The following is a 22,343-nucleotide window of genomic DNA, read 5'->3' on the forward strand; positions in this document are numbered from 1 at the left end:
GATGTAGCTCTTGCCTTACACACGCAAAGGCTGGGCTTGCCTATCGTCGGGCATGCCCCAACGCACCCCGCCCCGGAGAGCCGCGCCGTGAGCGCGACGTTCTGGATCATCGCGCTCGCGGTCCTCTCGACCGTGCTGGCCCTGGCGCTCTGGTCGTCGCGGCGCCATCGCAACCCGCACCTGAAGCTCGAAACCGACGGCGCGATCGAGGAGATGCTGCCGTCCCTCGCCGGCATTTCGTTCGGCACGCCGACCCCGGGCAACGCAGTCACGCTGCTGCGAAACGGGCACTACTTCGACGTGCTGATCGAGCGCATGGGCCAGGCGCGCGAGACGGTCCATTTCGAGACGTTCCTGTGGAAGGAAGGCGAACTGGGCCGCCGCATGTCGCACGCCCTCGCGGAGCGTGCGCGCGCGGGCCTCAGGGTGCGGGTGCTGCTGGATGCGACCGGCGGCCGCCTCCTCGGCGACGAGGAACGCCGCGTGATGAAGGAGGCCGGCGTGAACCTGCACTTCTTCCATCGCAGGAGCATCTACAACCTCGGCGTCATGGCCGACCGCGACCACCGCAAGATCGTGGTGCTCGACGGCCGCGAGGCCTTCGTCGGCGGCCACTGCGTCACGGATGACTGGCTGGGCGACGGCGAGGACCACAAGCACTTCGCGGACCTGAGCCTGCACGTGCGCGGCCCGATCGTGCACACCATCCAGTCGGCGTTCAGCGAGAACTGGACCGGCGAGACCGGCGAGCTGTTCGTGGGCGACGATGTGTTCCCGCCGCTGGAGCCCGCGGGCGACGTGGTGATGCACGCCGCCTCCGCCAAGCCGGAGAACTCCGCGCCCGCGGTGAAGATCCTGCACCACGCCGTGCTGTGCATGGCGCGCGAGCGCCTCTGGATCCAGAACCCCTATTTCATCCCGGAGGAGGAAGCGATCGACGCGCTCGGCCAGGCCGTCAAGCGCGGGGTCGACGTCCGCGTGCTGATGCCCTCGACCGAAGGCACGGACAACCCGCTGGTGCAGCACGTGGCCCACCGCAACTTCGAGAAGCTGCTGCGGTGCGGCGTGCGCCTGTTCGAGTACCCGCACACGCTGCTGCACCAGAAGGCGATGACGATCGACGGCAAGTGGTGCGCGGTGGGCTCGACGAACTTCGACGACCGCTCCTTCGACACCAACGACGAGATCACGCTCGGCCTGCTTCATCCGCCGCTGGCGCGCGAGCTCGATGCGCTGTTCGAGCGCTATGCCGCGCGCGCGAACGAGATCCAGCTCGAGGACTGGCAGCGGCGCAGCATCGGGCACAAGCTGCTGGACAACGCCGTGTACCTGCTCAACGAGGTGTTCTGACGCTCAGGCGCCGCGCCGCAGCAGCGGCCGCATCATCCAGAGGCCCGCGAGCGGGCCGAGCGCGAGCCAGGGCAGCACCTGCGCCAGCGGCCGAGCCTGGGCCGCGGCGACGAACAGCTCGATGCTGACCACCGAGATCGCGAAGCCGATGCAGTTGGTGAAGGTCAGGACGCTGCCCACGGCCGCCGGCGGCGCGTTCTGTCCGGTCAGCGCGGAGAACTGCGGCGAGTCGCCCGCCACCGTCGCGCCCCACAGCAGCAGCCACGCGACGAACAGCGGCAACGGCGCCACCAGCATCAGCGGCGCGATCAGGCAGCACGCTGCGCTCGTGCCGAGCTGGGTTTCCGCGATCCACGCGCTGCCCCAGCGGCGCACGACAAGTCCGCCGCCCACGCATCCGACGAAGCCGGCGGCGATGGCCCAGAAAGACAGCGCGCTGATGGAGCCCGTGTCCGCGATCCGCGTCGCGGCGATCGCAGGCACCAGCACGATGAAGGCGTAGAGCTCCCACATGTGGCCGAAGTAGCCGAACACCGAGGCGCGCAGGCGGCGATCGCTCCAGATCGCGCCGAGCGCACGCGGCGTGATGCGCGGGCCCGCAGGCGCCGGACGGTCGGGCACCAGCAGCGCGGTCGCGATGCCGCCGAGCGTCGCCAGCACCGATACGGCCAGCACCACCGCCTGCCAGGGCACCTGCCCTTGCGCGCCAAGGGAGGCGAGCGCGCGCAGGCCGTGCGGCAGCGCCGTCCCGAGCACCAGTGCGCCGATCAACACGCCGAGCACGGCGCCCAGCCGCTGGCGGAACCACGCGGCCGCGATCTTCATGCCCACGGGGTAGACACCCGCGAGCAGGAAGCCCACGACGAAGCGCAGCGCCACCAGCACGGGCAAGCTGCCCGCCGCGAGCAGCATGGCCGCATTGGCGACGGCGCCCAGCAACGAACAAGCGAGGAAGACCCGGGTGGGCGGAAAGCGGTCCGCCACCATCGCTAGCGCGAACACCAGCGTGCCGGCCACGAACCCGAGCTGCACGGACGAAGACAGCGTGCCCACCGCGGCAGCCGGCAGGCCCCAGGCCGCCTGCAGGTCCGGCATCACGGCATTGACGGCGAACCACAGCGAAGTGCCGGCGAACTGCGAGAGCACGATCACCGGCAGGATGCGTGGCGGCGGCTCGACCTCGGCCGTGGCCTGCGCGTCCTGCCGCGCGGACCTTGCCTCGAACGCGGACCGGCCGCCGGTCATCAGGGCTGCAGGTTGGCCACGACGCGGAACGGGCCTTTCGCCGTCGGCTCCACCACCACGCCTTCGGCCGACATCGCGCCGTGATCGGTGAGCCCGGTGATGTTCACCTGGTGCGTCACGACCACCAGCACGCCCGGCCCCTTCCACTCGCGCAGGATGCGGCGCGCGCGCTCGGTCTGCGCGCTGCGATCGTCCGCAGCCCGGCCGAAGAAGGAATTGAATGCCGGCTCATCGCGCACGCGATCGCCGAAGGCCAGCCGCGCCGTCTCGCGCGTGCGGCACCACTGCGAGGACAGCACCGCGCCGATTGCGACGCCTCGCTGCCGGAACTGCTCGCCGAGGCGGCGCGACTCGGCGCGGCCCTGTTCGTTCAGGTTGCGCTGCGTGCTGCAGTCGTCGAGCCGGAAGTTCTGCGGATCCCCCACGCCCGGCGCCGTGGCGTGGCGGAACAGCACGATGGCGCCGGGTTTGGCGAGTTCCGTCCACGCGTCCGCGGCCAAGCTGGCCATCGCGACGAAGCACAGCCAGGTGGCGAACAGCAGGCGGGCAAGCGGGCGCATGGCCGCACCATAGCAAGAGCCGCGAGCGCGTGCAGCCTGAGCACGCTGAACAGGTCGGGGCCTGCCCGTTCTGGATGCGTTTTTCATGCAAGGGCTCCCCTGCCGCGCGAAATGCGCTAGAAACATCGGTTTTTTGCTCAGCCACTCCCGCATGAACCTCGCCACTTCACGACACCCGCCGATTCGAAGCACCGCCGCACTTGCCTGCCTGGCCTTCATCGGCGTCGCGCACGCGCAGGAGGCGTCGTCTCCGCGTTCGCTCTGGGAGATCGGCGGCGTGGCGGTGGGCGCCTGGCAGCAGGCTTATCCCGGCTCCGACCAGCAGGTGCGGCGCGGGATTGCCCTTCCCTTCCTGGTGTACCGCGGCCGCTTCCTGCGGGCGGACAACGAAGGCGTCGGCGTGCGGCCGGTGCGCACGCCCCGCTACGAGTTCGACATCAGCGCGGCGTTCGCCTTCGGTTCCGATGCCGACCAGGACCCGGCGAGGCGCGGCATGCCGAACCTGGGCACGCTGGTGGAGTTCGGCCCGCGATTGAAGTGGCACCTGGGCGGCACGCCGCAGGGCGGCCGCTGGCGGCTGGATCTGCCCTTGCGAGGCGTATTCGACCTCAGCGACAGCCTCGAGTACCGGGGCGCCGTGTTCCAGCCCGGCATCGTGTGGTCGCAGCGGCCCGCACCCGGCTGGAGCGTCGCGACCAGCCTGAGCGCGGTGATCTCCGACCAGCGCCTTGCACGCACCTTCTACGAGGTGGCGCCGCAGTTCGCCACTCCCACGCGGCCGGCTTACCAGGCGGATGGCGGCCTGCTCGCGTGGCGGCTGGGCGCGTCGATCTCGCGCGACTTCGGCCGCGACTGGACCGTCTTCGCTTTCGGGCGGATCGACACCGTCGCGGGCGCCGCCAACCGGTCGAGCCCGCTGGTGCGCCAGACGACCGGCAGCACCGTCGGCATCGGTGTGTCGTACACGTGGCTGCGTTCCAGCGAGCCGGCGGTCGACTAGCTCAGCAGCGTTACGGCTGGGTTACCGCTGTTGCATGCGTTGGTTGAAATCGGCCGGATGCTCAACGAAGCTGAGCCATTCGTGCGATCGCCTGCTACAGAGGGGAGCCGGAACGTGAAGAAAAAACGAACCATCGCGCCGCCCACATCCCAGGAACCGGCCCGCCCGCCCAGCGGCCTGGTTCGCGGCCTGCTGGCCCGCCTGCGGCGGCGCCAGATCAGCGAATTGCCACCCGCCGGCCAGCGTAGCGGCGAAGGCACCGAAAGCCTGGCGCCGTACCTCGAGCAGGGCCGCATCAGCCGTCCGGCGCCGCTGGAGTGACGCCGGCAGAGCGGCCCGATTTGCGCATCGCCTTGTAATTTTCTCGACGCAGCCGCTGCGACCTGCGGATGCCCAGCCATCCGTGCGCCGGGCGGTGCGCGACCGTGCCCCCGCCGGCATGGCCGGGTTGGCCTTTGCACTCTGTTGCCACGCGCGCCGCGGCGGCTTGCCAGCATCGCGCTTCTCTTTCCAGCGAACCCAAGGACAAGCACACATGCAAGCCAATCTCCCCCGAATCGCCGCGTACGTAGCAGGTGGTCTGCTCCTGGCTCGCCTGCTCAGGCGCGAGCGCTCGCCCCTGGATGAAGTCGATATCGAGTTGCGCGAGTCCGCCCGCGAGCTGCCCCTGGCCAGCATCGCGCTGGCCGCGGTGGGCTTCGTCGCCGGCGGCGTCTTCCTGACGAACCAGATGCGCGGACGCACGTCGGGCGCGTCGACCGTCGAGGAATCGATCGACCTGAACGTGCCGGTGAGCACCGCGTACAACCAGTGGACGCAGTTCGAGCAGTTCCCGCGGTTCATGACCAGCGTCGAACAGGTCAAGCAGGTCGACGACACGCACCTGCACTGGCGCGCCGTGGTGGCCGGCAAGGTCAAGGAGTGGGACGCCGAGATCACCGAGCAGATCCCCGACGAGCGCATTGCCTGGCGCAGCACGGACGGCGTGACGAATGCGGGCGTCGTCACTTTCCACAAGATCGCCGACAACCGCACCCGGGTGATGCTGCAGATGGACTACCAGCCCGAGACGGCGGCCGAGAAGGTCGGCGACGCGCTCGGCGGCGTCAAGCTCACCACCAAGGGCAACCTGAAGCGCTTCAAGCAGCTGGTGGAAGAGCGCGGGCAGGAAACCGGGGCCTGGCGCGGCACGGTCACGCAGCACTGAGCGCACCGCGCGGCCTCTCGTCGCGGCGAAGGGGTATTCGCCATGCCCCATACTCGCGCCCTTTGGCGGGAGGCCCGATGAATTTCTGGACGGAAGAACTGGCGCTGGTGGAAGCCGCCGCGCTGCGCATCGAGGCCCTGGAAGCTGCGGCCGAGACTCGCTTCGACAGCATGCATGCCGCGGCGTCGGCGCGCGGCACGGCGGATGACGCTCTCGGCACGCCGGAGTTCAAGGCGTGGATGGACGCTCGCGCCGACACCGATGCGGCCTGGGGCCGCTGGGCGCAGGTGATGGACGCGCGTCCGCAACCGTCGCAGCGTTCCTGAGGAACGCAGGCAGGCCGCGCAAAAGCGCGGGGCCGGGCCGGATCAATTCGCCATCTTTACGTTGGGGCGCGTCTTTTTGCAGGCGCACGGCCTCATAATGCGGGAGCGCCTCTCGAGGCGCTTTTTCCTGCGGTGACCAGTCTGCCTCGCCTTCCCGAACGACCCCATGAGTTTGTGATTGCATCCCGGCTCCATCGTGGATCCCTCACTTTTCATGGAGTCCTTATGGGCAACAAACTCTACGTGGGCAACCTGCCCTACACCTTCAGCGACAGCGACATGGAACAGGCGTTCAGCCAGTTCGGCGCCGTCAGCAGCGCAAAGATCGTCACCGACCGCGACAGCGGCCGCTCCAAGGGTTTCGGCTTCGTCGAGATGTCCAACCCGGCTGAAGCCAAGGCGGCCATCGAAGGCATGAACGGCCACCAGCTCGGCGGCCGCGGCCTCGTCGTCAACGAAGCGCGCCCGATGGAGCCGCGCGCTCCCCGCAGCGGCGGCTTCGGCGGCTCGCGCGGCTACTGATCTCGCCAGGGCGGCCGGCTTCGCGCCGGTGCGCCCGACTTCAGTTCGCCTGGCGCCGCGGTTCGCCGCGGCGCCATCCCTGCTTGAACACCGAATGCGTGCCTAGGCATGCCAAAGGAATCCATTGGCGAAAGAAGATCTCATCGAAATGCGCGGCCGAGTGGCCGAAATCCTTCCTGACTCGCGCTGCCGCGTCGTGCTGACCAACGGGCATGAACTCGTGGCCTACACCGGCGGCAAGATGAAGAAGCACCGCATCCGCATCATCGCGGGCGACGACGTCACGCTCGAGATGTCGCCGTACGACCTGAGCAAAGGCCGGATCATGTTCCGGCACCTGCCCGAGCGCAGGAACGACGGCCCGCGGCCGCCCTCGCGCCGCTGAGCCCTCTCGCGGTCCGCGCCGACCGCGAATCGCACCCGACTCAACCCCGCAGCAGCACAGCGCCTGCGGGCACGCTGTTCTGCAGGCTGGCGCAGGACGCCGGCGCCGACTGCTGGCTGGCGGGCACGCCCGGCACCCAGACCCGGCAAGTTCCCGGCGCAGGGTAGTACCCAGGCGGAATCTCCAGCGTGATCGGAGCCCCCGCAGCGGGTGGCGCGCCCATCACCACCGGCGGCGGCGCCTGCACGACCGGAGCCGGCGTGGTGACCACCACGGGACGCGCTGCACACGCGGCGAGCGTCGCGGGCAGCAGGACGAATGCGCACAGGCGAAGCAGATTCATATCGGGTTCTCCGAAGATGTGCCTGCCATCATGGAAGCGCTGGGCGTATCCATGTCGCTCAACCCGAAGCAATTGCATCCGGCCGATACAGAGCAGTCACTGCGCCGGCTCGTCCCCACCGAACAGGTCGCCGAGGCTCTTGCCGCCACCGCCTTGCGATGGGCCGGACCGCGGCGTCCCCTTCGGATATTCCTCCGCGATCCGGTCCTCCCAGTAGGTCGCCGCATTCGGCGCACTGCACAGCCGCCGGAACACCTCCTGCGGCACGTGCTTGTAGGCCAGCACGTTGCCGTTGTCGAAGTGCAGGTCCAGCTGTTGTGACGCCGGGTCGTAGTCGGCCTTGCGCAGGCGGCCGGCGTTGAAGGTGCGGACAGGCATGGGCCACTCCAGGCAAGTCTTCGATGCGGGACAGTCTACGTAGGCACGCGATTACGGCAAGCCGCGACGGCCTCCACTCCTTTTCGCCGGCTGCGCGGCATACGGTGTCGCGTCACCCACCCAAGGAGAAAACCCCATGGCCCAACAGGACGCCTGCACCCTGCTCGACGACGACCACAACAAGGTGGCCCGGCTGTTCCAGCAGTTCAAGGCCGCGCACCAGCCCAACGAGAAGCGCATGCTCGCCCAGCAGATCTGCCACGAGCTGACCGTGCATACGCAGATCGAGGAAGAGATCTTCTATCCGGCCTTCCAGCAGGCCACCGGCGACGAGAGCCTCATCCAGGAATCGAACCGCGAGCACCAGGAAGCGCGCGAGCTGATCGCGAAGGTCGAAGGCAATCCGCAGCCGGACGACCGCGTGATGCTGGAGCTGGAAGACGCCGTGCTGCACCACGTCAACGACGAACGGGAGAAGATGTTCCCGAAGGCCCGCAAGGCCCAGGGACTGGACCTGTTCCAGCTGGCCGACCGTCTCGAGCAGCGCAAGTCCGAACTGATGGCGGCCCACCCGGCCTGACGGCGAGTTGCGACCAGCGCAGGCCCGGGCGGATCTCCGGGCCGGCGGAGGATCCCCATGGACCGACCCGCGATCACCGAAACCCTCACCACGCCGGTGCTCGGCGAGTACGACGTGATCGTCGCCGGCGGCGGCGCTTCCGGACTGATCGCAGCGGTCGCGGCTGCGCGCTGCGGCGCCCGCACTGCGGTCGTCGAGCGCGCCGGTTGCCTGGGCGGCACCGGCACGTCGGGCATGGTGGCGCAGTGGATCGGCCTGTTCAACGGCAGCGTGCGCTGCGTGGGCGGCATCGGCTTCGAACTCACGCAGCGCGTGCAGGCCGCAGGCGGCAGCGAGGGCTTTCGCCGCTACACGCTGGCGGAGGCCAGCGCCAATCCGGTGACCATCACCAACTTCCCATTCAACCCGGAGGTGGTGAAGATCGTCGCCGACGAGATGGCGAGCGAAGCCGGCGTCGACGTGTACCTGCATTCTCGCGTCGTGCGCGCCCTCGTCGAAGGCAGGCGCGTGCAAGGCCTGGTGGTGGAGAACGTCGGCGGCCGCGGCGCGCTGCGCTCGGCCATGCTGGTCGATGCGACCGGCGACGCGGTCGTCGCCTCCGCGGCCGGCGTGCCGTGCGTCGGCGAAGAGCCCGAACTGCAGCACAAGCGCCAGCCCTGCACGCTGGTCTTCCGCATGTCCAACGTGGACGTGCGCACCTTCCGCGCCATGCCGCGCGAGCAGAAACGCGCCATCGCACTGGAAGGCCTCAAGGAAGGCCGGCTCGCGTGGGAAAGCCTGTCGTTCTGCAGCACGCCGGGCGAGCTGGACGCGGTGTGCCTCATGAGCCGCATCCACGGCATCGATGCGCTGGACCCGCGCGACCTGACGCGCGCCGAGCAGACCGGCCGCCAGCAGATCAAGTCCATCGTCAGCTTCCTGCAGGAGCGCGTGCCGGGCTTCGAGCGATCGCTGCTGGGCGGCATCGCCGAACGGGTGGGCATCCGGGAGACGCGGCGCATCGTTGGGCGCCACACCCTGACGACGGAAGACATCGTCGGAGGCCGGCGGTTCGCGGACGCGGTGGCGCTCGGCGCCGGCCCGATGGACCTGCACGAGGCCGGCGGCACCGGCGTCGACCTGTGGATGCCGCCCGCTCCCTTCGAGATCCCGCTGGCCTGCCAGCTGCCGCAGGAGATGGAGGGCCTGGTCGTCACCGGCCGCGCGATCTCCGCCACGCGAGAGGCCAACGGCGGCGCACGCCACATGGGCACCGCCATGTGCCTCGGCCATGCGGCGGGCGTCTATGCCGCGCTGGCCTCGCGCGGCGAGGCGAGCCTGCAGGAGCCGGCGCCCGAGAAGGTGCGGCAGGTGCTTCGCAACCAGAAGGCGCTGGTGTCGTCGGACGACGCGATGGCGGCCGCGGCGAACGACACGCCCATCGTCGCGCGCGCGGCCTGACACCACACGCCGGAACACCACCTCGAACAACAGCCCAGGAGAACGGCGATGCAAGACATGAACCGACGCACCGCTGTCGCCGCCCTGCTCGCCCTCGGCGCGGCATGCGGCGCGCCCGCCGCATGGGCGCAGGACTTCCCTTCCAAGCCGATCCGGCTGGTGGTGCCCTTCCCGGCGGGCGGGCCGTCCGACACCACTGCGCGGTCGATCGCCGAAGGCCTGGGCAAGGTGCTGGGCCAGCCGGTCGTGGTCGAGAACCGGCCGGGCGCCGGCGCCATCGTCGGCAGCGAAGCCGTGCTCGGGCAGCCGGCCGACGGCCACACCCTGCTGATGGCCAGCAACGTGATCGCGACGGGCAAGTGGCTCTACCCGCAGATGAACTTCGATCCCATGAAGGACTTCCGCGCGGTGGCCGGTGTCTTCCGCAGCCCGCACCAGGTGGCGGTGACGCCGGGCTTCCAGGCCAAGGGCATCCAGGACCTGGTCGCCCTGGCCAAGCAGCAGGACGGCAAGCTGAACTACGCCTCGGGCGGCTCCGGCACGATGCCCCACCTCGGCGCGGAACGTTTCAAGCAGCTGACCGGCGCGCCCATGACGCACATCCCCTACCGTGGCTCGGCGCCGGCCAACACGGCCGTGGTGGCCGGCGAGGTGCCGGTGCACTTCGACATCGAGTTCTCGGTCGGGCAGCTGCTCAAGTCGGGGCGCCTGCGTTCGCTGGGCGTCACGGCGCTGAAGCGCTCGCCCCAGTTCCCCGACGTGCCCACGCTGGACGAACAGGGCATCAAGGGATTCGAGCTCTACTCGTGGTTCGGCATCGTCGTGCGCACCGGCACGCCCGACGCCGTGATTGCCAGGCTGAACCAGGCGCTCAACGAGGCGATGGACGCGCCCGAGTTCAAGCAGCGGCTCGCCGGCCTCGGCGCCGAGAAGATCGGCGGCGCGCCGGCGGTGTTCCAGAAGATGATCAACGACGACTACCAGCTCTGGGGCGAGGTGATCCGCAAGGCCAACATCAAGGTCGACTGAGCGCACCGCGCCGCCTGCAGCTCATCCGAAAGGCAGGCCACGGGTGGAAGTGGCGTCGATATAGTCAGGTTCCCACCTCACTGAGAAGAGTCAAACCATGCAGCCAGTGTCCAACCTCGTTCGCCGCATCTTCTGGAGCCTGATCGCCATCCTGGCGCTGCAGGCTTCCTTCGCCCGCGCGGAAATGCTGGGGCCCGAGGCCGTGCTCTCGCAGCAGCCCGCGACGCTGGCGGAACTCGAACGGGAGAAGGTCAAGCACTTCCTCGACACCACCGCCCTGCAGGACAAGCTGCGCGCGCTGGGCGTCGACGGCCTGAACGCCAGCGCGCGCGTCGACGCGATGACGCCGCAGGAAGTTCACGCCCTGGCGCAGCGCATCGACGCGATGCCCGCGGGTGGCGCCTTCAGCGACCGCGACATCATCCTGATCCTGCTGGTCGCGCTGCTGCTCGTCGTCGTGCTCTGACCTGCCGCGCCGCGCTGAGCGCGGTCAGGGCTGCGCGATCTTGGTCTGCGAGATCGAGGTGGCCGCCAGCTGCACATGCGGGGCGAGCTGCTCCGCCGCCTTGTCCAGGGTCCAGCGGGTCGTCGGCACCGAGATGTTGATGGCGCCGATCGGCACGCCGTGGTGGTCGGTGATCGCCGCCGCCACGGAGATGTCCCCCACCATCGTCTGGTTCATCACCGCCGAGTAGCCCTGCTTCGCGGCCTCGTCGATCCGCTCCAGCAGCAGCTTCGGGTCCGTTTCCGTGAACGGCGTGATTGGTTCCCGCGGCGTGGCCAGCAGGAGCTCCTTGCGCTGCGCTTCATCCAGCCGGGACAACATCGCGCGGCCCGATGCCGTGAACGCCGCGGGCAGGCGATACCCCACGGCAAAGTCGACGTTGACCAGGTGCTTGCCCGGAAAGCGCGCCAGGAAAACGATCTCGTGCCCATCCAGCTCCTGCAGGTTGGACGTCTCGCCCAGCGTGCGGCTGATCTCCAGCAGGTAGGGCGACGCCCGCTCGATCAGGTCGCGCGAGCGCAGGTAGTTGTACGACAGGCGCAGCACCTTGGAAGCCAGGCCGTACAGCGGCGAATCGGGCGGCCGGCGCAGGTACCCCAGCTGCTCCATGGTGTGCACCAGCCGCTGAGTGGCGCTGCGGTCGAGCCCGGCCGCGCGGGCGATCTCCGCCATCGTCATCATGCGCTGCGTGCCCTTGAAGGCTTCCAGCACCTGGAAGGCCTTCTCCACCGAGCCGACGAAGAGTGACGAGCGTTCCGCCCGCGTCGCCTTGCGCGGGCCGGCGGCGGGCGGCGTCTTGCTGGGCGAAAGGCGTGCGCTGGCCATGAGCTCAGGCGAGCTGCGCCTCGGCGCGCAGGCAGGCGCCCAGCTCGGAGCGCAGGCGCTGCTGCAGCTCGGAGGCCGGGGCCAGCAGCGGATCGAGCACGCGCGGCGCGCTCACGCCCACCAGGTCCAGCACCGACTTCAGCGGGCCGGGGTTGGTCTCCGCGAACGCCATGTCCAGCAGCGGGATCAGCTTGCGGTGCATCGCCATCGCGTCAGCGGTGCGCCCGGACTTTCCCAGCTCGTAAAGCTTGCGCCAGGTGCGCGGCAGCACGCTGGCGGTGACGACGATGCCGCCCTTCGCGCCGCCCGCCATGTGCAGCGGGAACAGCGTGTCCTCGCCGCTGAAGACGCTGAAGCTCTCGTCCACGCCGGCCACTACCTTGAGGAAGTGGTACATGTCCGTGTTGCAGGCCTTCATGCCGATGATGTTGTCATGCCGCGAGAGCTCGTGCAGCACCTCTGGCGCGATCGCGATGCGCGTGCGGTACGGGATCTCGTAGATCATCACCGGCACCGGCGAGGCGTCGGCATAGCGCAGGAAGTAGTCGCGGATGCCGCGCTGCGTCGGCGTCGTGTAGTAGGGCGTGAGCACCATCAGCGCGTCGACGCCCGCGGCGGCGAAGGCTTTGCCGGCGGACAGCGCGTCGTGGAAGCCGGGATCGAGGATGCCCGCCACCACCGGGATGCGCCCGCCCGCGGCTTCGGCGCAGACGCCGGCCATCCGCACCCTCTCCTCACGAGGCAGTGCGCCGTATTCTCCGGTGCCGCCCAGCGGCACGACGCCGTCGATGCCCTGCTCGAGCAGGTAGGCCATCAGCTGGCGCGTGGCGGCCTCGTCGATGCGGTCTTCCGCCGTCACCGGCGTGGGGATGGCGGGGAAGATGCCGCGCAGGCGGGCGGCGGTGAGTCTTTGGGTCATGGTCATGGGGTCTGGCGGGCGGCCCGGCGCCGCAGCCACTCGGCCAGCGCGATCAGGGCGCCGACGAAGGCGAAGAGGCAGGTGGAGACGGCAGCGATCACCGGCGAGATCTGCAGCGTCACCTCGTCCCAGAACTGCTTGGGCAAGGTGGCGCTGAGCCCGCCCGAGGCGAACAGCGAGATCGTGAGCTCGTCGAAAGACGTGGCGAAGGCGAACAGGAAGGACGAGAACAGGCCCGCTGCCAGGATCGGGAAGGTCACGTGGCGCAGCGTCTGCCAGGGCGTCGCGCCCAGGCTCTGGGCGGCGAGGTCCAGCCTCGTGTCGTAGTTGCGCAGCACGGCCATCATGGTCATCACGACGTAAGGCACGGCGATGACGGTGTGGCCGATCATCAGGCCCACCGAGGTGCCGACCAGGCCGACGCGGGCGAAGAAATAGAACATGCCCACTGCGATGATCATGCGCGGGATGATGATGGGCGACAGCACGAAGGCCAGCAGCAGCGACTTGCCGCGCATGCGCGAGCGCACCAGCAGGAAGGCCGCGGGCGTGCCGATCAGCATGGCCGCCGTGGCCGCGCCCAGGCCCACGATCAGCGAGCGCAGCGCCGCCTGCATCCACAGGGGCGAAGCGATCAGGTCCTTGTAGTGCGCCAGCGTGAATCCGGTGGGCGGCCAGTTCAGGCCCGACTTGCCGGCGAACGACAGCGGGATCATCAGCAGCGCCGGCACGCTGAGGAAGAACAGCACCAGCACGGCCACCGTGCGCAGCGGGAAGGAGCGACCCGGCTGGACTTCGCGCCGCCTGCGCGGCATCAGCGCGATGAGCCAGTCGCTCACCGATCCCAACCCACCGAGCACCGCATCGCCCACGTGGTGCAGCGGCCCGCGCCGGGTGGTGGTCTTCTGGACCGATTCGCCGGTCATCGACGACAGCCCGAGCAGCCGGTCATACAGCACGAACACCGCGAGCGTGACCACCAGCAGCAGCACCGAGATCGCTCCCGCGAAGCCCCAGTTCATGGTCTGCAGCACCTGCTCGATGATCAGCTGCGTGATCATGGTCTCGCGCCGGCCGCCCAGCAGCGCCGGCACGATGAAGAAGCCGACCGCCGTCACGAAGACCATGATCGCGCCGGCGGCGACGCCGGGCATGGAGAGCGGGAAGTAGATGCGCCAGAACGCGGTGCCCGGCCGGGCGCCCAGCGTCAGCGCCGCACGAGGCAGGTTGCGGTCGATGTTCTCCATCACGGAGAGCATCGTGAGCACGGCCAGCGGCATCAGCGCATGCACCATGCCGACCAGCACGGCGCCCATGCTGTACAGCAGGTTGGACGGCGTCTCCTGCAGCCCCGTGGCGGTCAGCAGCTGGTTGACGACGCCATTGCGGCCCAGCATCACGATCCAGGCGAATGCGCGCACCAGGAAGCTGGTCCAGAACGACAGCAGCACCCAGAACACCCAGCCGGCCTTGCGGTCCTTCTCCAGCGAGGAGATCAGGTAGGCGACCGGATAGCCGGCCACCACGGACAGCAGCGTGGTCCACAGCGAGATCTTCAACGTGATCAGCATCACGTTGACGTACACCGAGGACGCGAACAGCTGCCGGTACTTGGCCAGCGTGAATGCGCCGTCGCTGTAGATGCTCAGCAGCAGGAGCTGGCCGACCGGGTAGACCAGCAGCACGACGAACACCAGCACCAGCGGCGCCGCCAGCAGCATCGGTCGCACCCACTCGGGCCGGCGGCGCGCGGCCGGGACCGCCGGCGCTGGAGCGGCGATCGACGTCATGCCTGCTCCGGAACCGCGACGGCGTCGCCCCCGGCCCAGCCCAGGTGCACCTGGCTGCCGATGGCGTGGCGCGAGGCCGCGGCCGACGTTGGATAGGACAGCACCACCGGCTCGTCGCCGGCCGCCGGCGCCGTGACATAGAGCTTGGTCAGGCTGCCGGTGATCATGCTGTCCAGCACGGTGCCGCGCAGCACGCCTTCGCCATTGCCCACCGTCACGTTCTGCGGACGCACCATCACGCGCACCTTGGCGCCCGGCGCGATCGGTCCGTGCGCGACGGCCTTCGCGCGGGTGCCGCCGTCGGCCAGGGCAACCTCCACATCCATGCCCGAGACACCGGTCACCGTGCCGGCGAACAGGTTGGACTCGCCGAGGAAGTCCGCCACGAACAGCGTGCGCGGACGGAAGTACAGGTCGGACGGCGTGCCGAGCTGCTCGATGCGCCCGGCGTTCATCAGGCAGATGCGGTCGGACATCGTCATCGCCTCTTCCTGGTCGTGCGTGACGTAGACGACCGTGGTGCCCGTCTCGCGGTGGATGCGCTTGATCTCCAGCTGCATCTGGTCGCGCAGCTTCTTGTCCAGCGCGCCGAGCGGCTCGTCCATCAGCACGATGGACGGCTGGTACACCAGGCAGCGGGCCAGCGCGATGCGCTGCTGCTGGCCGCCGGAGAGCTCGCGCGGGAAGCGCGTGGCGACATGCGGCAGCCGCACCAGCTCCAGCGCCTGCGCGGCGCGCTTCGCCGCCGTGGCGCCGTCCACCTTGCGCATCTTCAGCGGAAAGGCGATGTTCTCCGCGATCGTCATGTGCGGGAACAGCGCGTAGTTCTGGAACACCATGCCGATGTCGCGCTCGTACGGCGCGCCGTACGTGACGTCCTGGCCGTTGATCAGGAGCTGCCCGCCATCGGGCACGGACAGCCCGGCGATCAGGCTCAGCAAGGTGGTCTTGCCCGAGCCCGAAGGCCCGAGCAGCGTGAGGAACTCGCCCTGCGCCACCTGCAGATCGGTGGGCGCCAGCGCCGCGAAGGAGCCGTAGCGCTTGGTCAGGCCGGTGATCGCGAGCTTGGGTGTCGGCATGGCGGGTTCCTCTCCTCCCCTTCAGGTCACTTCAGGACCCAGGCGTTGAACTTCTCGGTGACGGCGGCCTGGTTCTCGAGCCAGTACTTCGCATCGATCTGCACGCCGCTCTTGATGTTGTCCGGGTGGGTCGGGCAGTTCTTCGCGATGTCGGCCTTGATGTGCTTGAAGGCTTCGGGCTGCGTCACGCCTGCGGGGAAGTACTCCGTCAGCGAAGCCATGCGCTTGGGATCGGAAGCGAACTTGATGAACTCGCGGCAGGCGTTCGCGTTCGGCGTGCCGGCCAGGATCGACCAGTTGTCCACGCCCCAGAGGTTCTGGCCCCATGCGATGGCCACCGGCGCGCCGTCGGCCATCGCGGCTTGCGGACGCGAGACCCAGGTGGCGATCATGTCCACTTCGCCGGACTTGAGCATCTGCTCGCACTGCGCGCCGGAGTTCCACCACACATCGACCTTGGGCTTGATCTGGTCGAGCGACGCGAATGCCTTGTCCAGGTTCAGCGGGTACAGCTGCGAGGTGGGCACACCCGAGGCCATCGAGGCCTCCTCCAGCGTGTCGAACGGGTGCTTGCGCAGCGCGCGGCGGCCGGGGAAGTCCTTCACGTTCCAGAAGTCGGCCCAGGAGTTGGGCGCCTTGCGGCCCTTGAAGGCATCGGTGCGGTAGGCCAGCACGGTGCTGTACACGTTGGTGCCGACGCCGTACGGCGACATGAAGTGCGCCGGGATCGTCTTGACCGCCGGGTCCTCCTCGAGGCCGTGCTTCTCCAGGTAGACCTTGCCGCCTTGCGTCAGCAGCAGGATGGCGGGCTGGCTGATCTTGGCCATGTCCCAGGTGTAGTTCTTCGTCTCCACCATGCTGCGGATCTGCGCCACCGGCTCCGCGTTGGCCTGCACGCCCACGACCTCGATGCCCGTCTTCTCGGTGAACGGCTTGTAGTACACGGCGCCGTACGCCTTGGTGTAGATGCCGCCGTCGTCGCGCACCACGATGCGCTTGGACTGCGCCCGTGCGTACTGCAGCACCGCGGGCGCGCCGAGCGCCCCGATGCCGACTGCTGCCGCCTGGAGGGCTCGCCGCCGAGAAGGGTTGTGGAGGGTCTGGTTCATGAAGGTCTCCTGGTGGACCGCTTAGCGCGGCGGGTTGGACGCGGCCGGTAGCAGGCGGCCGGGGTTGAGAAGCTGTTGGGGATCGAGCAGCGCCTTGATGCCGCGCATCAGGTCGATCTCGACCGCGGGCTTGAACAGCGCCATCTCCTGCGTGAGCACCTGGCCGACGCCGTGCTCGGCACTGAAGGTGCCGCCCAGCGAGTGCGCGACTTCGTTGACGGCGTGCTTGACCTGGTGCGCCACCGCGTCGGCGTCGGGCCAGGAGCGCCATTGCTCGAAGCTGGCCTGCGGGATGAAGTGGACGTTGCCGTCGCCGAGGTGGGCCACGATGATGATCGGCGCGCCCGGCACGACGGCATGGGCCGCCTGCGTGGCGCGTTCGATGAACGCGGGCACGGCCGAGACGGGCACGGCGCAGTCGGTATTGATGCCCATTCCGGCCTTCTTGTTGCCTTCCGAGACGCTGTGCCGCACTTCCCAGAACGCCGCGCGCTGGGCGCCGCTGGTGGCGACCACCGCGTCGTGCACCAGGCCGGCCTCGGAGCCCTGCTCCAGCACCTGCTGGAGCGCTTCGTGCAGGACATCTTCGCCACCGGTGTCGGCCAGCTCGACCAAAACGTGCCAGGCGTGCGACACCGGCAGCGGCGCGCGCCGGCCGGGCACGTGGTCGACCACGATCTTCAGCTGCACGTCGTTGATCATCTCGTAGGCCGACAGCACGCCACCGCAGCGCTGCTGGAACAGGCCCAGGACGTCCAGCGCCGCCTGCGGCGAGGCCACCGCGATCCAAGCCACGGCGTGCGCAGTCGGCAGCGGGTGCAGCTTCAGCGTGGCGCCGGTGATCACGCCCAGCGTGCCTTCGGAGCCGATGAACAGGTGCTTGAGGTCCAAGCCGGTGTTGTTCTTGCGAAGGGCGTACAGGCCGTCCCAGACGCGGCCGTCGGGCAGCACGACTTCGAGGCCGAGGACGTTGTCGCGCGTGTTGCCGTAGCGCAGGACGCCGGTGCCGCCGGCGTTGGTCGCGATGTTGCCGCCGATCTGGCAGGAGCCCTCGGCCCCCAGGCTCACCGGGTAGAGCCGCCCCCGCTCCGCCGCCGCCTGCTGGATGGCCGCGAGGACGCAGCCCGCGTCGACCACCATCGAATTGTTGGCCTCGTCGATGGTGCGGATGCGGCGCATCCGCGCGAGGCTGACCACGACGGCGGGCTCCGCGTCATTGCGCGGCACCGCCCCTTCGCACAGGCTGGTGTTGCCGCCCTGGGGCACGACCGGCACCCGGGCCTCGTGGCACGCCTTCATCACGGCCGAGACCTGGGCAGTGCTGGACGGCAGCACCACGCAAGCGGCGCGGCCCCGGTAGCGACCGCGCCAGTCCTCCACATAAGCGGCGACATCGGGCTCCGCAGTGAGCACGGCATCCTGGCCCAGCAGGGACTGCAGCTGTGAAACGAGGGACATCAGGCGGCCTTCGGCTTGCGAAGGGCGGATGGTGCGCCAATCGGGATGAGAATTCAAGTAACCGCGTATCGAGCTTCACTAATTGCATTGCAATCGGTTCGCGAGACTCTTCTGTGCGGCTTTTTGCGCTGGTCGCGCAGCGCGACGCGCAAAGCGCGGACGTCAGCGCGTCGCCGCCAACGAGGCAGGCTCGCTCAACTCCTGCCAACGCTGCGCGCCGAACCAGTCGCGCAAGGCCGTCGCTCCGCGCGGCGACAAGCCGAGAGCGCGCGACCTGGGCTGCTGCAACAGCCAGCCTTGTTGCAGGCAATGCGCGCACAGCATCGCGCCGAGGCGGCCGGCCAGATGCATGCGCCGCTCGCCCCAGTCCAGGCACGGCCGGCAGGGCGGGCGCTTTGCCGATCCCTGCTCGCGAAGGGCGACGTCTTGCAAGCCCAGGCTGGCGAGCGCCGCCGCGGCCCGATCGGTCACCACCGCGGTCTCGCCTTCCAGCAGCACGGCGCGCTCTTCCACCAGACGGTCGGCGATCGCAACGGCCAGGCGGCCCGCGAGGTGGTCGTAGCAGGTGCGCGCGAAGCGCAGCGCAGCATCGCGCGGCCCCACCAGCGGAGCCACCGCCGATTGCTGCGCGACGGCCAGTTGCATCAAGCCTTCCAGCACGCGCGCGACTTCCGCAGAAGCCAGCTGGTGGTAGCGGTGGCGGCCCTGGCGGTTGACGCGCAGCAGCCCGCCTTCCACCATCAGCCCCAGGTGCCGGCTGGCCGTGGCCGGCGTGATTCGCGCGGCGGTGGCGAGCTCGTGCGCGGTGAGCGAACGCCCGTCCATCAGCGCCAGCAGCATGCCCGCGCGGGCCGGCTCGCCCACCAGGGCGGCGATGCGGGCGAGCTGGTTGGTGTTCATGCGGCCAGTGTGCACCGGCCGCGGCCGCGATGATTCGTTCCGCGGCGAAGTGTCGGGCGCACAGACCGGGCACGATGGCGGTTCGCGAACAAAACGGAGACCCCGAATGCAGATCACCTGCTTCATCCGCTACCAGGTCGACCCCTTCCAGCGCGAGGCCTTCCGCGCCTACGCGCAGGCGTGGGGCCGGATCATCCCGCGCTGCGGCGGGCACCTGCTGGGCTACTTCCTGCCGCACGAGGGCACGAACGACATCGCCTGGGGCCTGATCGGCTTCGACAGCCTGGCCGCGTACGAGGCCTACCGGGCGCGCCTGCGCGCCGACCCAGAAGGCCGCGAGAACTTCGCGCGGGCGCAGGCACAGCGCTTCATCCTGCGCGAGGAGCGCAGCTTCTGCGAAGCGGTGCCGCAGACGCTGGACCAGCGGCCGGCCGGGAGCGCCTCATGATCGCGGTGATCTTCGAGGTGCTGCCGCGGGATGGACGGCAGCAGGACTACCTGGACGCCGCCGCCGGGCTGCGGCCGCTGCTGGAGCAGGTGGACGGCTTCATCTCGATCGAGCGGTTCCAGAGCCTGGCCGATCCGCGCAAGCTGCTGTCCCTGAGCTTCTGGCGCGACGAGGAAGCCGTGGCCCGCTGGCGCAACCTGGAGGCGCACCGGCTGGTGCAGCAGTTCGGCCGCGAACAGGCTTTCGCCGACTACCGGCTGAGCGTCGCGCAAGTGGTGCGGCGGTACGGCATGGAAGACCGCGAACAGGCGCCGGCCGATTCGCGGTCGCGGCACGAACGCCGTGACGTGTGAGCCCGTCCGCTATTCGGCCGTGATCTTCGCGGTCTGGATCGTCTTGGCCCAGAACGCCGTCTCGCGGTCCACCAGCGCCGCGAGTTCCGAAGGCGGCAGGTAGCGCAGTTCGATGCCCGCGGTCGTGGCGCGCGTGCGCGTCTCGGGCTGCTCGAGCGACTGCTTGATCGCGGTGGTCAGCCTGTTGACCACGTCCGGCGGCGTGCCCGCCGGCGCGAAGATGGCCACCCACGCTTCCAGTTCGAAGCCCTTGAGGCCGGCTTCGGTGGTGGTGGGCACCTGCGGCAGGCCCGGATGGCGCGCCTTGCTGGTCACCGCCAAGCCCTTCAACTTGCCGGCCTGGATGTGACCCATCACCGAGGGCGGCGTGGTCATGAACACCTGCACCTGGCCCGAGAGCACGTCCTGGATCGCGGGTCCGGAGCCGCGGTACGGGATGTGGACCATGCTGGTGCCGGTCTGCATCTTGAACATCTCGGTGCCCACGTGCGACAGCGAGCCGTTGCCCTGCGACGCATAGCTCAATCGCCCGGGGTTCTTCTTCAGGTACGCGATGAACTCCTGCAGGTTGTTGGCCGGCACGGAGGGATGGACCGCGATCGCGTTGGTGGCCGCCGTGATCAGGGCCACCGGCGCCAGGTCCTTCTGCGACCACGGCATCTTGGGGAAGAGCGATGGGTTGCCCACGTGGTACGCCGAGTACGAGGCCAGCAGCGTATAGCCGTCGGGTGCGGCGCGCGCCACATTGCCGTAAGCCACGTTGCCGCTGGCGCCGCCGCGGTTGTCGATCACCACCGGCTGGCCGAGCACGCGCGAGAGCGGATCACCCAGCAACCGGGCCGAGCCGTCCACCAGCCCGCCGGGCGGGTTGGGCACCACGATCGTGATCGGTTTGGCCGGAAAGGTTTGGGCCGCGGCCAGGCTGCAAGAGAGCCCGGTGGCCAGAGCGCCGGCCCAGGCCAGCAGCTTGCGTCGGGTGGTGGTCATGCTTGTCTCCTTCGTCATGGGTGATTCCTGGCCTGCCCGCCGCATCGGTCAGCGAGCCGGTTCGGCGGCCCGTTCGAACCACGGCCGAGAGCGGTCGTGCCACGCATTGATCGCAATCCGCGAGCCCGCCTCCAGGCGCACGGGCGCTTCGAACGCGTAGATCGTGTGCTGCCAGTTGGACACCGGCTTGCGCGCGGAGGGATGGTTCTCGTAGACGATGCCGTTGCCGAAGTCGAGCCGGATCCACTGGATGAGTCCGTGGCACACGCCGGCTTGCGTCACGGCCACCTGGATGCGCTTCTTCTCGGCGGGAAAGCTCGTCTGCTTCAGGAAATCGAAGCGGAAGGCTTCGACCGGCTCGCTCATGAGGGCTGGCGCGAGATCCTCGCGATAGAGCGGCCGCTTCCTCGGCTGGATCGCGTTGAACTGGCTCAAGTCGAAGCCGAAGGATTCGGCGACGTGAAGGTTTTTCGCGAGGTCTTCACCGGTCACCAGCGCAACCATGATGCTGGCCGCCGCCGGCAGGATCTTTCCGCCGGGCTTGAGCAGGCGGACCTTGGCATCTTCGATCGCGGAGAGCACGTTCTCGCCGAGCAGTTCGCTCGAGAAGATCTCGTGCACCAGGACGTCGGCCTTGCCCGGCAGGTCCTGCCCGAGCTGCACGGCCTGCGAAGGCTTGGCCAAGACCGTGACCCGGTCCGCGTAGCCGTTGCGCTCCACGATCCTGGTGGCGGTGTCGGCCACCAGCGGCACGGCCTCGCAGGTGAACACCTTCTTCGCGCCGAGCCTCGCGGCCATCATCGCCAGCAGACCCGAGCCCGTGCCGATCTCCAGCACCGTGTCCTGGGACGAGACGGCCGATTGCAGCGCGGCGTGGAACGCCCCGTTGCGCTCCTGCTCGTTCATCATGGGCACGTGCCAGATCGGAACCATCTGGCTCAGGAGCCACTCGGCCCCTAGCTTCGCGGTGAGGCTGTCCGGGTCCGCGCGCAAGACATCGCGACACAGCTCGATGGCCTCGGGCCCGCGGTTCGATTCGAGCAGGCAGGTCGTCGCCTTCTTCAGCGTCGCCGCGTCACCGGGCGCGATCGCCAGCGCGGCCTTGTAGTCGGCTGCAGCCTCCAGCAGCCGCCCCTCGCCTTGCAACGAATCGCCGCGCTGCACCCGCGAGCGGGCGAGTTCCGGCGCCAGCGAAGGATCTGCGCCGATGGCCTTGCGGGCCAGGCGCAGCCCTTCGTCGAACTCGTTCAGCTGGAACTTGCAGTCCGCGAGGTTGGCCCAGCCGCCGGCATCGTTCGGGAACTTGTCCGTGTAGGTCGCGAACGTGGCCGCGGCTTCATCGAAGCGCTTCAGTTCCTTCTCGCAAGCGCCGATGTTGAAGAGGATCTCGCCGTCTTCCCTGTCCGGATTGCGCAGCGCACGAAAGAGCTCCAGCGCGCGCGTGTAGTTGCCGGTGAGGGCGTGCATCTTGGCGCACAGCCTGCGCGCCGCGAGGTTGGACGGCTCTTGCCGGCACAAGGCCTCGCACTCGGCGATGGCCTGCGCATGCCGGCCTTCGCGGAAGCCTTGCTTCACCCGGTCGAGTGTCGAATTCATGGGACCGAT

Annotated in this window: 26 protein-coding genes; 13 read left to right on the forward strand and 13 right to left on the reverse strand. The window is 69.2% G+C overall.

What is annotated here, in order from left to right; genetic code table 11:
- Positions 1-87: 87 nt before the first annotated feature.
- Complete coding sequence (locus EZ313_RS22890) at positions 88-1,350, forward strand: phospholipase D-like domain-containing protein (RefSeq protein ID WP_135265625.1); 1,263 nt, start codon at positions 88-90, stop codon at positions 1,348-1,350.
- A gap of 3 nt (positions 1,351-1,353) precedes the next feature.
- Here the strand turns inward: EZ313_RS22890 and EZ313_RS22895 are convergent, their stop codons facing one another.
- Together EZ313_RS22895 and EZ313_RS22900 are read right to left on the reverse strand one after the other, a co-directional pair.
- Complete coding sequence (locus EZ313_RS22895) at positions 1,354-2,595, reverse strand: MFS transporter (RefSeq protein ID WP_135265626.1); 1,242 nt, start codon at positions 2,593-2,595, stop codon at positions 1,354-1,356.
- On the reverse strand, positions 2,595-3,155 hold the full coding sequence (locus EZ313_RS22900; protein WP_135265627.1) for a histidine phosphatase family protein: 561 nt from the start codon (positions 3,153-3,155) through the stop codon (positions 2,595-2,597). Before EZ313_RS22900 ends, EZ313_RS22895 begins: the two co-directional genes overlap by 1 nt.
- A 151-nt stretch (positions 3,156-3,306) precedes the next feature.
- On the opposite strand from EZ313_RS22900, the gene EZ313_RS22905 reads away from it, so the two are divergent.
- The 6 genes from EZ313_RS22905 (at position 3,307) to infA (ending at position 6,595) form a co-directional block, all read left to right on the forward strand.
- The gene (locus EZ313_RS22905; RefSeq protein ID WP_167772709.1) at positions 3,307-4,155 is read left to right on the forward strand and encodes a MipA/OmpV family protein; all 849 of its coding nucleotides are present in this window, start codon (positions 3,307-3,309) and stop codon (positions 4,153-4,155) included.
- Between the two features lie 114 nt (positions 4,156-4,269).
- Positions 4,270-4,476: a hypothetical protein gene (locus tag EZ313_RS22910; protein WP_135265629.1), complete on the forward strand. Its 207-nt coding sequence runs from the start codon at positions 4,270-4,272 to the stop codon at positions 4,474-4,476.
- Between the two features lie 214 nt (positions 4,477-4,690).
- Positions 4,691-5,362, forward strand: a complete 672-nt coding sequence (locus tag EZ313_RS22915; RefSeq protein WP_240788755.1) for an SRPBCC family protein — start codon at positions 4,691-4,693, stop codon at positions 5,360-5,362.
- A gap of 77 nt (positions 5,363-5,439) precedes the next feature.
- Positions 5,440-5,688, forward strand: a complete 249-nt coding sequence (locus tag EZ313_RS22920; RefSeq protein WP_135265630.1) for a hypothetical protein — start codon at positions 5,440-5,442, stop codon at positions 5,686-5,688.
- Positions 5,689-5,913: 225 nt separating this feature from the next.
- Positions 5,914-6,210 (forward strand): RNA recognition motif domain-containing protein, encoded by a 297-nt coding sequence (locus EZ313_RS22925; RefSeq protein ID WP_135265631.1) that lies wholly within the window; start codon positions 5,914-5,916, stop codon positions 6,208-6,210.
- A gap of 124 nt (positions 6,211-6,334) precedes the next feature.
- Complete coding sequence (gene infA / locus EZ313_RS22930; RefSeq protein ID WP_135265632.1) at positions 6,335-6,595, forward strand: translation initiation factor IF-1; 261 nt, start codon at positions 6,335-6,337, stop codon at positions 6,593-6,595.
- 40 nt (positions 6,596-6,635) lie between these two features.
- Here the strand turns inward: infA and EZ313_RS22935 are convergent, their stop codons facing one another.
- On the reverse strand, positions 6,636-6,938 hold the full coding sequence (locus EZ313_RS22935; RefSeq protein ID WP_135265633.1) for a hypothetical protein: 303 nt from the start codon (positions 6,936-6,938) through the stop codon (positions 6,636-6,638).
- 96 nt (positions 6,939-7,034) lie between these two features.
- Entirely contained in the window at positions 7,035-7,316 is a 282-nt protein-coding gene (locus EZ313_RS22940; RefSeq protein WP_135265634.1) for a KTSC domain-containing protein, read from the reverse strand.
- A gap of 136 nt (positions 7,317-7,452) precedes the next feature.
- On the opposite strand from EZ313_RS22940, the gene EZ313_RS22945 reads away from it, so the two are divergent.
- From EZ313_RS22945 to EZ313_RS22960, 4 genes are all read left to right on the forward strand, one after another.
- Complete coding sequence (locus EZ313_RS22945; protein ID WP_135265635.1) at positions 7,453-7,896, forward strand: hemerythrin domain-containing protein; 444 nt, start codon at positions 7,453-7,455, stop codon at positions 7,894-7,896.
- Positions 7,897-7,953: 57 nt separating this feature from the next.
- The gene (locus tag EZ313_RS22950) at positions 7,954-9,336 is read left to right on the forward strand and encodes an FAD-dependent oxidoreductase (protein WP_135265636.1); all 1,383 of its coding nucleotides are present in this window, start codon (positions 7,954-7,956) and stop codon (positions 9,334-9,336) included.
- Between the two features lie 57 nt (positions 9,337-9,393).
- Positions 9,394-10,365 (forward strand): Bug family tripartite tricarboxylate transporter substrate binding protein, encoded by a 972-nt coding sequence (locus EZ313_RS22955; protein WP_205960467.1) that lies wholly within the window; start codon positions 9,394-9,396, stop codon positions 10,363-10,365.
- Positions 10,366-10,462: 97 nt separating this feature from the next.
- On the forward strand, positions 10,463-10,831 hold the full coding sequence (locus EZ313_RS22960) for a PA2779 family protein (protein WP_135265638.1): 369 nt from the start codon (positions 10,463-10,465) through the stop codon (positions 10,829-10,831).
- 24 nt (positions 10,832-10,855) lie between these two features.
- Here EZ313_RS22960 and EZ313_RS22965 read toward each other — a convergent pair whose 3' ends face one another.
- The 7 genes from EZ313_RS22965 to EZ313_RS22995 form a co-directional block, all read right to left on the reverse strand.
- Entirely contained in the window at positions 10,856-11,695 is an 840-nt protein-coding gene (locus tag EZ313_RS22965; protein ID WP_135265639.1) for an IclR family transcriptional regulator, read from the reverse strand.
- 4 nt (positions 11,696-11,699) lie between these two features.
- The gene (gene dapA, locus EZ313_RS22970) at positions 11,700-12,614 is read right to left on the reverse strand and encodes a 4-hydroxy-tetrahydrodipicolinate synthase (RefSeq protein WP_135265688.1); all 915 of its coding nucleotides are present in this window, start codon (positions 12,612-12,614) and stop codon (positions 11,700-11,702) included.
- Positions 12,615-12,616: 2 nt separating this feature from the next.
- A complete protein-coding gene (locus tag EZ313_RS22975) occupies positions 12,617-14,404 on the reverse strand; it encodes an ABC transporter permease subunit (protein WP_135265640.1) in 1,788 nt (595 codons plus the stop codon).
- The gene (locus EZ313_RS22980; protein ID WP_135265641.1) at positions 14,401-15,483 is read right to left on the reverse strand and encodes an ABC transporter ATP-binding protein; all 1,083 of its coding nucleotides are present in this window, start codon (positions 15,481-15,483) and stop codon (positions 14,401-14,403) included. Before EZ313_RS22980 ends, EZ313_RS22975 begins: the two co-directional genes overlap by 4 nt.
- A gap of 26 nt (positions 15,484-15,509) precedes the next feature.
- Positions 15,510-16,592, reverse strand: a complete 1,083-nt coding sequence (locus EZ313_RS22985; protein WP_135265642.1) for an ABC transporter substrate-binding protein — start codon at positions 16,590-16,592, stop codon at positions 15,510-15,512.
- Positions 16,593-16,613: 21 nt separating this feature from the next.
- On the reverse strand, positions 16,614-18,050 hold the full coding sequence (locus tag EZ313_RS22990) for an FAD-binding oxidoreductase (RefSeq protein WP_135265643.1): 1,437 nt from the start codon (positions 18,048-18,050) through the stop codon (positions 16,614-16,616).
- A gap of 162 nt (positions 18,051-18,212) precedes the next feature.
- Positions 18,213-18,950, reverse strand: a complete 738-nt coding sequence (locus tag EZ313_RS22995) for an ArsR/SmtB family transcription factor (protein WP_135265644.1) — start codon at positions 18,948-18,950, stop codon at positions 18,213-18,215.
- A gap of 106 nt (positions 18,951-19,056) precedes the next feature.
- Here EZ313_RS22995 and EZ313_RS23000 point away from each other — a divergent pair, with 106 nt between their 5' ends.
- Positions 19,057-19,398: an NIPSNAP family protein gene (locus EZ313_RS23000; protein WP_135265645.1), complete on the forward strand. Its 342-nt coding sequence runs from the start codon at positions 19,057-19,059 to the stop codon at positions 19,396-19,398.
- Entirely contained in the window at positions 19,395-19,751 is a 357-nt protein-coding gene (locus EZ313_RS23005) for an antibiotic biosynthesis monooxygenase family protein (RefSeq protein WP_135265646.1), read from the forward strand. Before EZ313_RS23000 ends, EZ313_RS23005 begins: the two co-directional genes overlap by 4 nt.
- A gap of 9 nt (positions 19,752-19,760) precedes the next feature.
- On the opposite strand, the gene EZ313_RS23010 is transcribed toward EZ313_RS23005, so the two are convergent.
- Positions 19,761-20,738: a Bug family tripartite tricarboxylate transporter substrate binding protein gene (locus EZ313_RS23010; RefSeq protein ID WP_135265647.1), complete on the reverse strand. Its 978-nt coding sequence runs from the start codon at positions 20,736-20,738 to the stop codon at positions 19,761-19,763.
- A 48-nt stretch (positions 20,739-20,786) separates the two neighbouring features.
- Entirely contained in the window at positions 20,787-22,334 is a 1,548-nt protein-coding gene (locus EZ313_RS23015; protein ID WP_135265648.1) for a protein arginine N-methyltransferase, read from the reverse strand.
- Between the last annotated feature and the right edge of the window lie 9 nt (positions 22,335-22,343).

It is taken from the genome of Ramlibacter henchirensis (assembly GCF_004682015.1).
Classification (GTDB): domain Bacteria; phylum Pseudomonadota; class Gammaproteobacteria; order Burkholderiales; family Burkholderiaceae_C; genus Ramlibacter; species Ramlibacter henchirensis.